This is a genomic window from Aerococcus viridans (assembly GCF_002871935.1).
Lineage (GTDB): Bacteria > Bacillota > Bacilli > Lactobacillales > Aerococcaceae > Aerococcus > Aerococcus viridans_B.
In genome coordinates this window covers 46,556-60,694 of record NZ_PNHQ01000004.1, presented here as the reverse complement: position 1 = coordinate 60,694, position 14,139 = coordinate 46,556, and the positions used below count along the sequence as shown (strand labels likewise).

Below are 14,139 nucleotides of genomic sequence, written 5' to 3'. Positions count from 1 at the left end.
ACAGTTTATATGATATCATGATAATAGTTGAAAAGGCTAGTAATGTTATTTTTGGATAGAGTGATATACTTGTAGTATAACAGTGTGTGAAAATAAAGGAGTACAGTTGTATGACCAATACAGTGAAATGGAATGTCCTTGATTTCGTGGTCCGTGACCTAGGAAAAAGTGATACAGACGCTTACAATGATACCTTATATTTAGCTAAAAGGGCAGAAGAATTGGGCTATCATCGGTTTTGGCTTGCTGAACACCACAGTTTAGCTGCTTATCCATCAGCAGCCCCTGAAATCATGATGACTTATCTATTAAGTCGGACGAAGCGGCTTAAATTCGGATCAGGTGGGGTGATGCTACCGCATTATGCCCCATTTAAAGTGGCAGAGGTCTTTAATACGATTGCCCATTTATATCCTGGTCGTGTAGATTTGGGGATGGGTAATAATCCAGGCCGACAAGCGGTTCGAGATGCTTTAGACAGCAATCTTAAAGGCTATAAAGATAATGAAGAAGCTATGGGGGAAGTAAGGGATTTTGTTAGCCAAGCACCTAATCACTATGGCGATCTCAAAGTCTATCCAAGACCAGATACCCCACCAACAATGTGGACCCTCTCAGCCAGTGAGGCATCTGCTTATAAGGCCGCCCGCTTAGGTATTGGCTACGTCTATAGTTTATTATTTAACCAGGATGAAGATGCTATCGAAGCAGCTGAACGGATTGCGAAAATCTATCGGGACAACTTCCAACCTTCAGCCACTTTGTCCAAACCGCAATTTATGGTTTCAGCATTCATTGCTGTTGTACCAGAGGGGGTTGATATTCAGCCACTTCAGCGAGCTTTTGAGCTATGGATTCTTGGTAAAAAAGACTACAGCGAATTTGACCACCTACCAACAATTGAAGAAGCTGCCAATTATCAATTTACGGAAGCCGACCAGGTAAAAATGGCCCGTAATCGTAAAAAGCTGATTATCGGAGATATTCAACAAGTCAAAGATCAAATCCAGCAAATTATTCAACTGACAGCTGCTGATGAATTTATGGTCATACCAACTGTACCAGGAATCGAGCGCCGGGAAGAAAACTTAGCACTGATTGCCAAAGCATTTAATCTATCGTCTTAGACGATAGAATAGGTGCATAATCTTAGCTATATTTTATCGTAGCATCACAACAAATGAAATATTAGCCAAGTCAGTCAAAACATGCTACATTAAAAACGTAAATAAGCAAAATACAAGAGAATAATCAATATTTGAGGAGGAAACAACATGCGCAAATTAGCAAATTATTTATGGGTAGAACAAAACGGGGATGAATTCACATTTATCATGACACCAGAATTGCAAGATGATATCGGTACAGTTGGTTACGTAGAATTTATTACCAAAGAAGGCGACCAAATCGAAGAAAATCAAGCCATCTTAAACTTAGAAGCATCTAAAACAGTCCTAGAATTGCAAGCACCACTAGCTGGAACAATTACAGCCATCAATAAGGCAACTGAAGATACACCAGAACAATTAAACTCAGAAAAAGCCGACGAAAGCTGGGTTTACAAAATGACCAACGTAGACCAAGCCGCTTACGACAAACTACCAGAAGCCTAACATATGGAAAGAAAGCACAACCCACTCATCCAATACCTATGGGAACAGAAAACCACTTTAACCAATCATCAAAAAGCCTATCGAGATGATTTGAAAAGGGCAGGCATCGTCCAAGCTGATAACAGTCTAGACTTATCAGCTATCCCTGATGATCACAGTCGTTGGGCGGTTTTTAGAGGCTTAGTCAATGTGCGCGAACCCTACCAACCAAGCACAGAATACCTATTGGCAGAAGAATCGCTACTGCAATCCAAGTTAGCGCACGCTGCCAACTTAAATCAATGGCAAAAAAGTCATTTAGACCAAGATATTTTTCTTTGGCAAGGGGATATCACCCACTTGAAGGTAGATGCTATTGTGAATGCGGCGAATAAGGATGGACTAGGTTGCTTCATTCCAAACCATCATTGTATAGATAATACAATTCATACAATGGCGGGTGCCCAAGTAAGAACAGATATGGCCAAAGTACTCAATGGACGTAAATTACCAGTAGGTAAAGTAGTAGTGACAGAAGGTTACAATTTGCCAGCAAAATTCATTTTTCATACGGTGGGTCCGGTGATTTATAAGGAGTCTGTGTCCAAAATGAATCAAGATTTATTGGCAGCCTGCTATAAAAATTGCTTGGTAGAAGCGGATGCTAGAGGGCTTTCGACTATTGCTTTTTGTAGTATTTCAACTGGTGAGTTTCATTTTCCAAAGATATTAGCTAGAGATATTGCCATCCAAACAGTTCAAAACTATTTAAAGGACACAGGTAGTGTATTACAAGTTGTCTTTAATGTCTTCTCGGATGAAGATTTGGCTTTATATCGAAAAGTGTTAATCCATTAAATAAGGCATTTTAGAGTAGGTAGGCTAAAGACTAGCTGCCTACTCTTTTTATAGGAAAGGAAGAAGTATAGGTATGTGGCAATCCTTTAAGGACCCAACAGAAAATCAAGCAAGTATGTTAAAAGAAGCAATAACTGAGGCAGATGCTATCGTTATCGGTATTGGGGCTGGCATGTCAGCTGCAGATGGCTTTACCTATGTGGGCCCACGGTTCGAAAATAATTTCCCTGACTTTATTGAGAAATATGGTTTCTTTGACATGTTACAAGCTAGTTTATTCGATTTTCCCTCAACGCAAGAATACTGGGCTTTTGAATCGCGTTTTATCGCCTTAAATTATCTAGATCAACCAGTTGGGGCATCTTACATTGCGTTGAAAGAATTATTAGCCAATAAACCATATCATATTATAACGACCAACGCCGATAATGCCTTTGCGGTTGCTGAATATGATATGGATAAAGTTTTCCATATTCAAGGAGAGTATATCTTGATGCAATGCAGTCAAATGTGCCATCAAGAAACCTACCGGGATGATGATTTAATTAGAGAAATGATAACAAGGCAAGAAAATATGGAGATTCCTTATGATTTAATTCCTCATTGTCCAAAATGTGGCGCTGTGATGGAAGTAAATAAACGAAAGGCGGGTAAAGGGATGGTGGAAAGTCCAGATTTCTTTGCGCAAAAAGCTCGTTATGATGCCTTCTTGGATGAATACGAGGGACAAGCCATACTCTTTTTAGATATTGGGGTTGGCTATACTACCCCACAATTTATTAAGACACCTTTCCAGGAGCTGACGGCTAAAAACCCTAAAGCCATGTATGTACCGATGAATAAGAAATTATACCGTATTCCTGCTCACTTAAAACAACAAACATATCGTTTTGATGGGGATATTCAAGAAACAATTATTGGTGCAAATGCTTTAATGCAGGAGGCGTTAGCTGAATGATTGTTATCGAACCTATTCGAAACGGTGAATATATGATGGATGGTGCTTATGCCTTAGCGGTCCAAGTCTATGTGCAAGAGCATCTTGAAATTACTGAGCCGATTTTATTACCTTATATTGTAGGGCCAACTGTCCAAGTGGGGCGTTTCCAAAATTCCTTGGTAGAAGTTAACACGGAATATGTGAAGGCACATGATATTCTATTAGTCCGTCGTGATACCGGTGGTGGAACCCTTTATCAGGATGCAGGGCACGTCAATTTCTGTTTCGTATATCCTGGTGATATGGATATATATGGTAACTATGCTAAGTTGTATCAACCAACTATTGATGCCCTTAAAAAATTTGGGGTAAAAGATCTGAGTCAAAGCGGTCGTAATGACCTAGAGATTGCAGGGAAAAAGATATCTGGTGCAGCTATGACCATGAAGAATAATTTAGTATATGGTGGCTTTTCCTTAATGCTTGATGTCGACTATGATGCTATGGTCAAAGCACTCAATCCTAATGAAAAGAAAATCATTTCAAAAGGGATTCAATCCGTTCGCGCTCGAGTTACAGATATTAGAAGTCATCTCGCTCCTGAATATCAAGGCCTATCTAATTTTGCTTTCAAAGATCTTATGGCTGCAGAATTACTAGGGATTGATGATATGAAACAGGCCAAGCGATACATGCTTAATAATGAAGATTGGGCAATCATTGACCAGATGGTAGCAGACAAATATAAGAATTGGTCCTGGAATTTTGGTAATAATCCTAATTATGCCATCAATAATGATGTACGCGTTCCAGGTGTTGGTACAATTGAAGTAACCTTAGAAGTTTCAAAAGGCCATATTCAAAAATGTCGTATTTATGGAGATTTTTTTGGAAAGAAAGATGTCCAAGATATTGAAAACCTACTCATAGGCTGTGCATTAAAGGAAGACGCAGTTATGAACGCTTTAAAAGATATTGACTTAACACCGTATTTTGGTCCGGTTGATTCAACAATTCTAACTCACTTAATTTTAGCCTAATATGCTAAAATATAAATAATTCATAAATATTAAAAAGAGAAAGAGTTGAATTGAATTGAAAAAAATAACTGCCCCAACAAAACAAGGCGTACAATGGTTGGTCTTGATTGCAGTATTGATATTAGCTGTCATCAATTGGTCCTATCTTGTACAGACTGTCACGATGATTTGGTCAGTGATTTTTCCCTTAATTTTAGGTGGAATGATTGCCTTTGTCTTAAATTTATTGATGACTTGGATTGAAAAATATTTATACCCAAACGCAAAAAATAAGTATTTGAAAGGCTCTAGACGACCAGTTGCAATGATGTTAGCTATCTTAGTCGTCTGCTTAGTGATCGCAGCGACAGTTGTCGTTGTGGTACCACAATTGGCTTCAGCAGTGATGACCCTGATTGATGTGGTGCCTGAAGCTGTTGATAATCTAACAGATTGGTTTAACAGTCAAAAAGCTTTAGTTCCTTTAGTGAATCAGTTAGCAAACCAAGCGGATATCGATTGGGGCAGTATCTTTTCTAATGTAGCAAATGGCATTAACAACCTAGCTTCAGGCCTAGCGTCGACATCTATTTCGGTATTAACTACTTCAGTCGGTGCTGTAACGAATATCTTCTTAGGTATTATGTTTGCGATTTATATTCTTTTTTCAAAGGAAAAGTTAGCCAAACAAATGGATCGGTTGCTAGCGGTTTATGTCCGCGATGATATGAATCAATTAATTAAAAATGTGGCACGAGTTGCGAATGAAACATTTTCTAGTTTTATTTCAGGTATGGTAATTGAAGCGATCATCTTAGGTGCTTTAGTCACAGCGGGACTATTGATTCTGCAGGTGCCCTACGCAGCAATGTTGGGAGTCCTTCAAGGTGTAATGGCATTGATTCCAATTATTGGCGCCTTCTTATCTGGTGCAGTAGGGGTAGTGATTCTCCTAGCTTTAAACCCGACTTATGCAGTAGTTTATCTTATTTTTGTCCTCCTTGTTCAACAATTAGAAGGGGACTTAATCTATCCACGTGTTGTAGGAGATTCAATAGGTTTACCAAGTATGTGGGTTTTATTTGCCGTGACTGTTGGTGGCGGCTTAATGGGGATTCCAGGTATGCTGATTGGGGTGCCGTTCTTAGCTTCTATTTATAAAATTATCAAGATTGATGTAGCTTACCGTGAACGTATGATTCAACGGACAAGAGATCAGGATAGTGAACAAAAAGTACAATTTTTAGAGAGTTTACGTCATCAAACATTAACGAATAAAGAAATTGATAAAATATAACATCGTATAAAAATGCACAAACTTTTTCACATATAGAAAATTCACAAGTGAAAAAGGTGAAAATGTTGATATATAGGGAAAAAGCGCTCAATATTTGTGAGTGCTTTTTTCTTTTACCAACAAGCAAAAACACATTTAATACAAAAAATGTACTTAAGAATCCGAATTTGTGAAATAACGAATTTGGATTAAAGGAAAGAATTTATAGATAAATAACAAAAAATGCAATAAAACAACCGCTTTTGAAGATGTATAATAAGTTTTTCACAAACTATCGTTTAAAAATGCTTGATATAGACTTTGTGAGCTTTTAGATATTATACAACTTTGGTTTGTCATCCCTAAAAAATGGTGTTATTCTCACCTTGTAAATAAATGAGCAATAAATATATGCCCCAAGGAGGAAATGTTTCATGAAAGTTGTAGTAGTAGGAACTAACCATGCAGGTATTTCAGCAGCAAACACCTTATTAGATTCAGATCAAGACGTAGAAGTTACATTATTAGACCGTAACTCTAACTTATCGTACTTAGGTTGTGGGACTGCATTATGGGTGGGTCGTCAAATTGATGGTTATGAAGGTTTATTCTACACAAATGCTGCAGATTTCGAAGCTAAAGGTGCAAAAATATCTTTAGAAACAGAAGTAAAAGAAATCGACTTTGAAAACAAAGTGGTTTACGCAGAAACTAAATCAGGAGAAAAATTAGAAGAAAACTATGATAAATTAGTTTTAGCGACTGGATCTCTTCCAATCGCACCTAAATTACCAGGTCATGACTTAGATGGATTACACTTCCTAAAATTATTCCAAGAAGGTCAAGCTGTTGATAAAGCCTTAGCAACAGATGATGCAAATGTTGTATGTGTGATCGGTGCTGGTTACATCGGTGTTGAGATTGCAGAAGCAGCAGCTCGCCGTGGTAAAGAAGTACACATTTTTGACGCTGAAGCACATTCATTAATGAACTACTATGATGAGGACTTTGCAGTAGCTATGGATGAAAACTTACGTGCTAACGGTATTCACACTCACTTTGGTGAACTAGCTGAAGAATACTTAGGCGAAAACGGTAAAGTTACAGGACTTAAAACAACAAAAGGCGAATATAAAGCAGATGTTATCATCAACTGTATTGGTTTCCGTCCAAACGCTGGATTAGGTGCTGACCACTTAGAAAAATTTGTGAATGGTGCTTACTTAGTTGACCGTACTTTCAAAACAAGTGATGATGCTGTGTACGCAGTAGGTGACTGTGCAACAAACTACTCAAACGCTGTAAATGACACAGCTTATATTGCACTAGCATCAAATGCTGTTCGTTCAGGTATCGTTGCAGGTCAAAATATTTTAGGTAACCATGTAGAAGGTGCTGGTATCCAAGGTTCAAATGGTATCGAAATCTTCGGCTTGAAATTAGTATCTACTGGTTTATCAGTACGTGCAGCAGAGAAAAACGGCTTGAAAGTGAAATACACAGACATCGAAGATACACAATTACCAGGTTTCATGCCAGCAGATGAAAACGCAGAAGTGAAATTACGTATCGTATACGAAGAAGAATCTCGTCGTATTGTAGGTGCACAAATGGTATCTCATTATGACGTATCAATGGGTATCCACATGTTCTCATTAGCAGTACAAGAACAATTGACAATTGATAAATTAGCATTATTAGACTTGTTCTTCTTACCACACTTCAATCAACCATATAACTACATCACAAAAGCAGCTTTAAAAGCTGAATAATGAAATCTAGCATAATTTAAAAAAGGGCAACCCTCTTAGCGAACATTAGCTAAGAAGGTTGCCTTTTTTGATATTAGTTTATTAAAGGTGATCTAAAAAGAAAGCTGTCATCATATCCATAGTTTCTGTTTTAACCAAATGGTCCTCATCTTCGTGGATAAAAATAATATTATCTAAATCCGCATGTTCTTTCACAAACGCTGCAGTTTGGTCATAAGGTACACGCCAATCACGCTCACCATGCCAGATAAAGAAAGGTCTACCTGCTAATGTATCTATTTGGCTAGAGAGATCATACCGGTCAACCCAAGCGGTTAAATCGATTAAATCTTCAGGGACAAAATGGTTAGAGAATTGACGAGCATAAGCAATTAATTGGTCTCGATATTGAACGGGTGTCGGCGACCCCATCATACATGACGCTACTTTGATTTCTGGGTGGTGGGTCAATAAAGCGGATGAAGTAAAACCACCCATAGAAGTTCCCCCAACGCCGATACGATCATCTAGAATTAAATTCAGCCGCTTAAAGTGTTGGACAATAGCCCCAAATTCAAATAAGTTACTTTGGATACTTTGCCAAAAAGTTAAAGACGGAATAGCGGATACTGGTTGTTTACGGCTACCATGGTTCATGGCATCTGGTAATATCACCCGAAAACTGACTTGTGCTAATTTACGCCCTTGCGTTAAGTTTAATTCCTTATTTGACTGCCAACCATGGTAATAAACAATCAATGGGAGAGGTACATTGCGGTCTCTTACAGGGACAACTTCAAGTAAAGGTATTTGGCCGATGTGACGTCTTCTAATGGTTATTTTCAATTGTTCTACCCCACAATCATTTTTTCATGTTTTGTTTACTAGCTAGCATAGCGACAGGATTACAAGAATGCAAATATTTAGAATTTACTGTTGTTAGTAGACTCAGCTTGCTTTAACATGGATTAAAGTTTGCAAATCTTGTGCTTTTGGTGTGAGAGAACTGGTCAAAAGGCTAAAATTATTGTATGATAAAGAAAATGATAAGGGTTTCATAAATGCTGGGAGAACTGAAACAAAAATAAAAAAATGGGGGATATATATGGAAATGAATACAAAAGATATGCCTTGGCTAGATACAAGTTTAGAACCTAAGGAACGGGCAGAATTGTTAGTCGCACATATGAATATTGATCAAAAAATCCAGCAATTACACGGCGCAATGGAAACGATTGACATCTATGGGTCTATGGGTAAAATCACTGATGAAGAAGAAATGGCAAGACTAGCTAGTCAAATCCGTGTAGAACGTCACGTTAAAGCCAATGAAGAATTGGGTATTCCACGTTATCGGATTACAAATGGACCAGTTGGTGTTGGTATGGGGGACGGTACACCAAGTCCAAAAGCAACAGCCTTACCAATGACAATTGGTCTAGCTGCATCATTTGATCCGGAATTGGCCTATGCATATGGAGATATCATTGGTGAAGAAACCAAAACATTAGGCCAACATGTATTAGAGGGACCAGCTGTATGCTTACACCGACTACCCATATCAGGACGTAACTTTGAATACTTTTCAGAAGATCCATTCCTATCAGGTGTGATGGGGGTTGAAATTACTAAAGCAATTCAAAGTCATGATGTCATTGCTATGGGTAAACATTTTGCAGTAAATGACCAGGAAGATGAACGCTTCCGTTACTCTGTTGAAATCGATGAAAATGTGTTACGTGAATTATACTTACTACCATTTGAAATGTTAATAAAAGATGGTGAAGTAGCCTCTATCATGTCAGCTTATAACCGATTACGTGGTACTTATGCCACTGAAAATCGTTACTTATTAAATGATATTTTACGTAATGAATGGGGATTTGAAGGATATGTTCAAACTGACTTCTGGTCAGCTCGCTCAGCTGCAGCTTCACTAAACGCGGGATTAGACCATGAAATGCCTGATGCTAAATGGTTAAATGAAACAAATATTAAAGCCGCTTTAGCAGATCAATCACTTGAAGAGAAAACAATCGACCGGGCATTAATCCGTCGTTTCACGCAAATGTTCAAATTTAATGTATTTGAAAGTGAATATAAGCCAGGAGAAATTGATGCTAAGACTAACGGTCAACGTGCACGTCGTATTGGTGAACAATCAGCTGTCTTATTGAAAAATGATCAAAATCTCTTACCACTAGATGCAAAAGCACACGATAATATCTTAATTGTTGGTCAATCAAAATTTGCTGAGTTTGCTACTCAAGGTGGTGGTGGTTCTTCTAAAGTAGACCCATTATATACAGTGGCGCCTAAACAAGGAATGGAAGATGTTTTAGCCGATTTAGATAGTCACACAACAGTGAATACTTTCATTGTGGCGGATGATTTAAGTAACTTAAAAGAGGCAAAAGCAGCTGTAAAGGATGCTGATGCAGTAATTATTATGGCCGGATTAGTCGCAACAGAGGGAATGGACATGGAGACAGCTCACCAACCAAAAGACCAAGATACAATGGTAGATGCATTACTTGGTTTAAATGCACAAACGGTTGTTGTATTAAAAGATTCAAGTCCAGTCGTATTACCTTGGATTGATAAAGCTTCGGCAGTATTAGAAGTATGGAATCAAGGGGTTGAAGATGGCCATGTTGTTGCTGATTTAGTATTTGGTAATGTCAATCCATCTGGTAAAGTGCCAACAAGCTATCCAGCTCGTGATGAAGACACCATCTTTTATGGACATGCAGAACGTCATCCAGGTGTTGATGAAGGCGAAGGATTCCCGACAATTCGTTACTCAGAAGGATTGGAAATGGGTTATCGCTGGTACCAAGCTCAGGAGGTCAAAGCAGGATTTGCATTCGGTCATGGTTTATCCTATACAAGTTTTGCCATTGAAGAAGCTAGACTAGATAACTTAGTGTCAGACGGGCACGAACCAATAAATATTCAAGTTGCTGTAACCAATACTGGCGACCGTGATGGTGCAGAAGTAGTACAAGTTTATGTTGGCATTCCAGTCGATGGACAACCACCGATGCGCTTAGTTGGCTTCAAGAAAGTTCATCTAGCTGCTGGAGAAACATCGGATATCACAATCACTATTGACCCGTTCGCTACTAACCATCCACTAGGTGTATGGGATAATAATACCCACGACTTTATTATTGAACCTGGTGAGTACAAGTTCTATGTAGGAAATGCAAGTGACAACACACCGTTCACTTTAACGCATACAATTCAATAAAATTTAACTTGTCACAACTGGAAAAGACCATCTGTCATTTTCCAGTTGTTTTGATATATTTTTGATTTAGATTTTACTAAAGGATTTCTAGCATTTGCGTTATAATGGAAGAAAGAAGTACAATAAGGGAGATGTTGTAAAATGGCATTACAAGATTACATGAAGTTATTAGAAAATATTGGTGCAGTAGTTTTTGCTACGGTGGATAGTGATGGAAAACCACATACTAGATTTGCGAATATTGGTGTTGCTAATGAAAATGGTATCTTTTTTATGACAAAGCCAGGCAATGAATTCTATACGCAATTAAAAGACAACGAAAATGTATCTATTTCAGGGATGTCCAATGATGAAAATGGTATTCAAGCGATTACGATTGAAGGTAAAGTGCGTGAAGTTGACCAATCATATTTAGAAGATATTTTAAAAGATAATCCTTACGTAAAAGATGTCTATCCTGATGAAGAAGACCGTAAATCAGTTGTGCCACTTCAAGTATATGAAGGAAGTGGCTTCTATATGAATCTAAAAGAACATATAAATGATGCATTTGAATTTTCAGCAAATGAACACAATACTTAATGAATATAAATGAACCTTTTATATAGAAGGAAATTGTAATCAGACAAAAAGTTAGGGGAACTATATGGGGAAAAGGAAGAATAGAAATACTGAAGCTTACTACCAGAATCCAACTAGACAAAAATGGCTTGGCTGGATAGTGGGCGGGGTTAAGGTTATTTTGTGGACATTCGTTTATACGCTAATTGTCTCACTTCCTCAACTATATGTGATGTATGGTGGCCTTTTAGATAATACATGGGTAACTATCATAGGAATTATCAGCATAATCTATATGCTCGCAGTAAGCTACTGGTTCTACCGTCGTTATCAAAAGCAACATCCTGAAAATGTAATCAGTTTAACATGGGATGATGTGCTGAAGGATTTAGGGATATTTGTAGCAATTTTAGGGTTTAAACTGGCCATGTCTTATTTAATGTCTAGGATTTACGGCGAAGACACTACTGTAAATGATGAAGCAATTTTTGGATTACTAGCAGATAATACCAATATATTGTTAGCCTTGAATCTTGGATTAACTGTTATTACGATGGCACCCATAATGGAAGAAATTATCTTCCGCGGCATGATCAGTAAAGGCATGTTCAAAGATAAGCATTTTACGGTAGCCATTATATTATCCTCAATATTCTTCTCGAGTATGCATCTTTCGGGTAATATTATTTCATTTATCATCTATGCAGGAATAGGCGCAGCTTGCTTTATGGCCTATTGGCGAAGCAAAAATATAAATGATGCCATCCTAATCCACTTCTTGAATAATTTACCGGGTGCAATCATGTTAATATTCGGTCTATATTAAAGAATGTTATGTAACAAATACCACTTTGAACGATAGCGTGTCTATAAAAGCACTTGTTCAAAGTGGTTTTTTTACGTTGTTTTCAAGTAATGTTACATTTGTGTTACATAAATGTAATATTTTTGTGTTACGTATAAATGAAAAGTGCGAACTTGAGTATTCTTGAAAAGTTGATTTATTAAGCTTCTGGATAGCTTGTGAATATTTTGAATAGATTAAATTTATAAAGAAACAATAATCCATCTAAAAGTATTAGCTAAATATAAGGAAAAGTGTAAGAAAGAGTAAAGGATTTGTAACCTGATTGTTACGGAAAAGTGTCGATTGCTTGTATATAATAGCAGTTGTAATTAGAAATTTCAGGGGGTAGAAATTTAATGAAGTTTTCAGTAAAAAAAATGGTAGGGACATCGTTAGCGACGTCAGCGGCTTTAGCAGCCTTTTCAACTACTAATGTTTCAGCAGATGAAGTGTATACAATTGAAACGGGAGATACGCTAACTGCTATTTCACGTAAATTTGATTTATCTATTGCAGATATCGTTGAAGCCAATACAATTGAGAATCAAGATTTAATTTTCTCAGGTCATACTTTAAATATTCCGACTGTAGATGCACCAGTTGTTGCTAGCACAAAACGTGTAGCAGATGCATCTAACGTTTACACTGTTGTTGAAGGGGATACTTTAAATAAAATCGCGGCAGATTTTGACACAACAGCACAAAACTTACGTGAATTAAATGGTATTTCAGGTGATTTGATTTTAGTTGGACAACAATTAAAAGTTAAAGGCCAAGTAGAACAAGCAGCAACTGTTGTTGAAGAAACTTCAGTAGTAGATGCACCAGTTGAAACAGCAGAAATAGAAGCTACACCAGTAGAAGCAGAAACTGTGAATAACTACGTTGCAGATGAAAATGGTAACTATACTGTAGTTGCTGGCGACTCTATCAATAAAATTGCTAGTCAATTTGGCGTCTCAGTATCTGAATTACGTGCTCAAAATAACTTATCAAGTGATTTAATTTTAGTTGGTCAAACATTAGCTATTCCTGGTTTAGCTGTTGCGCCAACAGTTGAAGAAGAAGTGGTTGAAGAAGCACCAGTAGTAGCAGAAGCAACAGAAGTAGTTGCTGAAGAAGCAGCTGTTGTTGAAGCGCCAGAAGTTACACAAGTTTCAAATTCAGTAGAAGAAGTAGAAGCAGAGGCAGAAGCTCAAGCGGAAGCAGAAGCAGCAGCCCAAGCAGAGGCAGAAGCTCAAGCGGCAGCAGAAGCAGCAGCTCAAGCAGAGGCAGAAGCTCAAGCGGCAGCGGAAGCAGAAGTAGCAGCTCAAGCGGAGGCAGAAGCTCAAGCGGAGGCAGAAGCTCAAGCGGCAGCAGAAGCAGCAGCCCAAGCAGAGGCAGAAGCTCAAGCGGCAGCGGAAGCAGAAGCAGCAGCCCAAGCAGAGGCAGAAGCTCAAGCGGCAGCGGAAGCAGAGGCAGAAGCTCAAGCGGCAGCGGAAGCAGAGGCAGCGGAAGCAGAGGCAGAAGCTCAAGCGGCAGCGGAAGCAGAGGCAGCGGAAGCAGAGGCAGCGGAAGCAGAGGCAGCAGCTCAAGCGGCAGCGGAAGCAGAAGCAGTAGCTCAAGCTCAAGCACAGTCAGGTAATGTAACAGCATTATTAAATAATGCTTATGCACAAGTTGGCGTACCTTATGTATGGGGTGGAAAATCACCTGCAGGTTTCGACTGTTCAGGTTTCGTGAACTATGTTTACCAACAAACTTATGGGGTTAACGTAGGTGGCTATACTGGTGAGCAACAATATGCTGGTCCAAAAATTGCAGTTTCATCTGCTCAACCTGGGGACTTAATTTTCTGGGGTTCTTACGGTTCTCCATACCATGTGGCAATTTCATTAGGTAATGGACAATACATCCATTCTCAACGTCCTGGTGAAACAGTTCATTCAGAATCAATTAACCCATACTGGGCACCATCATTTGCTGTAAGTATGGCAGCTTATAATTAAGCAATCATTTAAATAATGAATACAAAAGGTCGAGATGATTACCCCCCTCGGCCT

Annotated in this window: 12 protein-coding genes; 11 read left to right on the top strand and 1 reads right to left on the bottom strand. The window is 38.4% G+C overall.

The genetic code is table 11. The annotated features are described in order from the left end of the window. Positions 1-110: 110 nt before the first annotated feature. From CJ191_RS02515 to nox, 7 genes are all read left to right on the top strand, one after another. Positions 111-1,127 carry an MsnO8 family LLM class oxidoreductase gene (locus CJ191_RS02515; RefSeq protein WP_102198904.1) on the top strand — a complete coding sequence of 339 codons (1,017 nt, stop codon included), beginning with the start codon at positions 111-113 and terminating at the stop codon, positions 1,125-1,127. A gap of 147 nt (positions 1,128-1,274) precedes the next feature. Beyond that, positions 1,275-1,613 carry a glycine cleavage system protein H gene (locus tag CJ191_RS02510; RefSeq protein WP_070468673.1) on the top strand — a complete coding sequence of 113 codons (339 nt, stop codon included), beginning with the start codon at positions 1,275-1,277 and terminating at the stop codon, positions 1,611-1,613. Between the two features lie 3 nt (positions 1,614-1,616). Continuing rightward, on the top strand, positions 1,617-2,450 hold the full coding sequence (locus CJ191_RS02505) for a protein-ADP-ribose hydrolase (protein ID WP_102198903.1): 834 nt from the start codon (positions 1,617-1,619) through the stop codon (positions 2,448-2,450). A 67-nt stretch (positions 2,451-2,517) separates the two neighbouring features. Further along, positions 2,518-3,408 carry an SIR2 family NAD-dependent protein deacylase gene (locus CJ191_RS02500; RefSeq protein WP_374754464.1) on the top strand — a complete coding sequence of 297 codons (891 nt, stop codon included), beginning with the start codon at positions 2,518-2,520 and terminating at the stop codon, positions 3,406-3,408. Next, positions 3,405-4,430, top strand: coding sequence for a lipoate--protein ligase (locus tag CJ191_RS02495; RefSeq protein WP_102198901.1), 1,026 nt, complete (start codon positions 3,405-3,407; stop codon positions 4,428-4,430). Before CJ191_RS02500 ends, CJ191_RS02495 begins: the two co-directional genes overlap by 4 nt. 55 nt (positions 4,431-4,485) lie before the next feature. Beyond that, positions 4,486-5,706: an AI-2E family transporter gene (locus CJ191_RS02490; RefSeq protein ID WP_102198900.1), complete on the top strand. Its 1,221-nt coding sequence runs from the start codon at positions 4,486-4,488 to the stop codon at positions 5,704-5,706. A 413-nt stretch (positions 5,707-6,119) separates the two neighbouring features. Next, on the top strand, positions 6,120-7,457 hold the full coding sequence (gene nox / locus CJ191_RS02485) for a H2O-forming NADH oxidase (protein ID WP_102198899.1): 1,338 nt from the start codon (positions 6,120-6,122) through the stop codon (positions 7,455-7,457). Between the two features lie 81 nt (positions 7,458-7,538). Here nox and CJ191_RS02480 read toward each other — a convergent pair whose 3' ends face one another. Next, positions 7,539-8,282: an alpha/beta fold hydrolase gene (locus tag CJ191_RS02480; protein WP_102198898.1), complete on the bottom strand. Its 744-nt coding sequence runs from the start codon at positions 8,280-8,282 to the stop codon at positions 7,539-7,541. 259 nt (positions 8,283-8,541) lie between these two features. Here CJ191_RS02480 and CJ191_RS02475 point away from each other — a divergent pair, with 259 nt between their 5' ends. From CJ191_RS02475 to CJ191_RS02460, 4 genes are all read left to right on the top strand, one after another. After that, complete coding sequence (locus CJ191_RS02475; protein ID WP_219721550.1) at positions 8,542-10,689, top strand: beta-glucosidase; 2,148 nt, start codon at positions 8,542-8,544, stop codon at positions 10,687-10,689. Positions 10,690-10,830: 141 nt separating this feature from the next. After that, positions 10,831-11,271, top strand: a complete 441-nt coding sequence (locus CJ191_RS02470) for a pyridoxamine 5'-phosphate oxidase family protein (RefSeq protein WP_102198897.1) — start codon at positions 10,831-10,833, stop codon at positions 11,269-11,271. 64 nt (positions 11,272-11,335) lie between these two features. After that, complete coding sequence (locus CJ191_RS02465; protein ID WP_070468685.1) at positions 11,336-12,076, top strand: CPBP family intramembrane glutamic endopeptidase; 741 nt, start codon at positions 11,336-11,338, stop codon at positions 12,074-12,076. A gap of 377 nt (positions 12,077-12,453) precedes the next feature. Beyond that, positions 12,454-14,085: a C40 family peptidase gene (locus CJ191_RS02460; protein ID WP_102198896.1), complete on the top strand. Its 1,632-nt coding sequence runs from the start codon at positions 12,454-12,456 to the stop codon at positions 14,083-14,085. The last annotated feature ends 54 nt before the right edge of the window (positions 14,086-14,139 follow it).

Excerpts from the sequence above, each read along its gene's own strand:
- CJ191_RS02515 (WP_102198904.1), top strand. The coding sequence starts at position 111 with ATGACCAATACAGTGAAATGGAATGTCCTTGATTTCGTGGTCCGTGAC.
- CJ191_RS02510 (WP_070468673.1), top strand. The coding sequence starts at position 1,275 with ATGCGCAAATTAGCAAATTATTTATGGGTAGAACAAAACGGGGATGAA.
- CJ191_RS02505 (WP_102198903.1), top strand. The coding sequence starts at position 1,617 with ATGGAAAGAAAGCACAACCCACTCATCCAATACCTATGGGAACAGAAA.
- CJ191_RS02495 (WP_102198901.1), top strand. The coding sequence starts at position 3,405 with ATGATTGTTATCGAACCTATTCGAAACGGTGAATATATGATGGATGGT.
- nox (WP_102198899.1), top strand. The coding sequence starts at position 6,120 with ATGAAAGTTGTAGTAGTAGGAACTAACCATGCAGGTATTTCAGCAGCA.
- CJ191_RS02475 (WP_219721550.1), top strand. The coding sequence starts at position 8,542 with ATGGAAATGAATACAAAAGATATGCCTTGGCTAGATACAAGTTTAGAA.
- CJ191_RS02470 (WP_102198897.1), top strand. The coding sequence starts at position 10,831 with ATGGCATTACAAGATTACATGAAGTTATTAGAAAATATTGGTGCAGTA.
- CJ191_RS02465 (WP_070468685.1), top strand. The coding sequence starts at position 11,336 with ATGGGGAAAAGGAAGAATAGAAATACTGAAGCTTACTACCAGAATCCA.
- CJ191_RS02460 (WP_102198896.1), top strand. The coding sequence starts at position 12,454 with ATGAAGTTTTCAGTAAAAAAAATGGTAGGGACATCGTTAGCGACGTCA.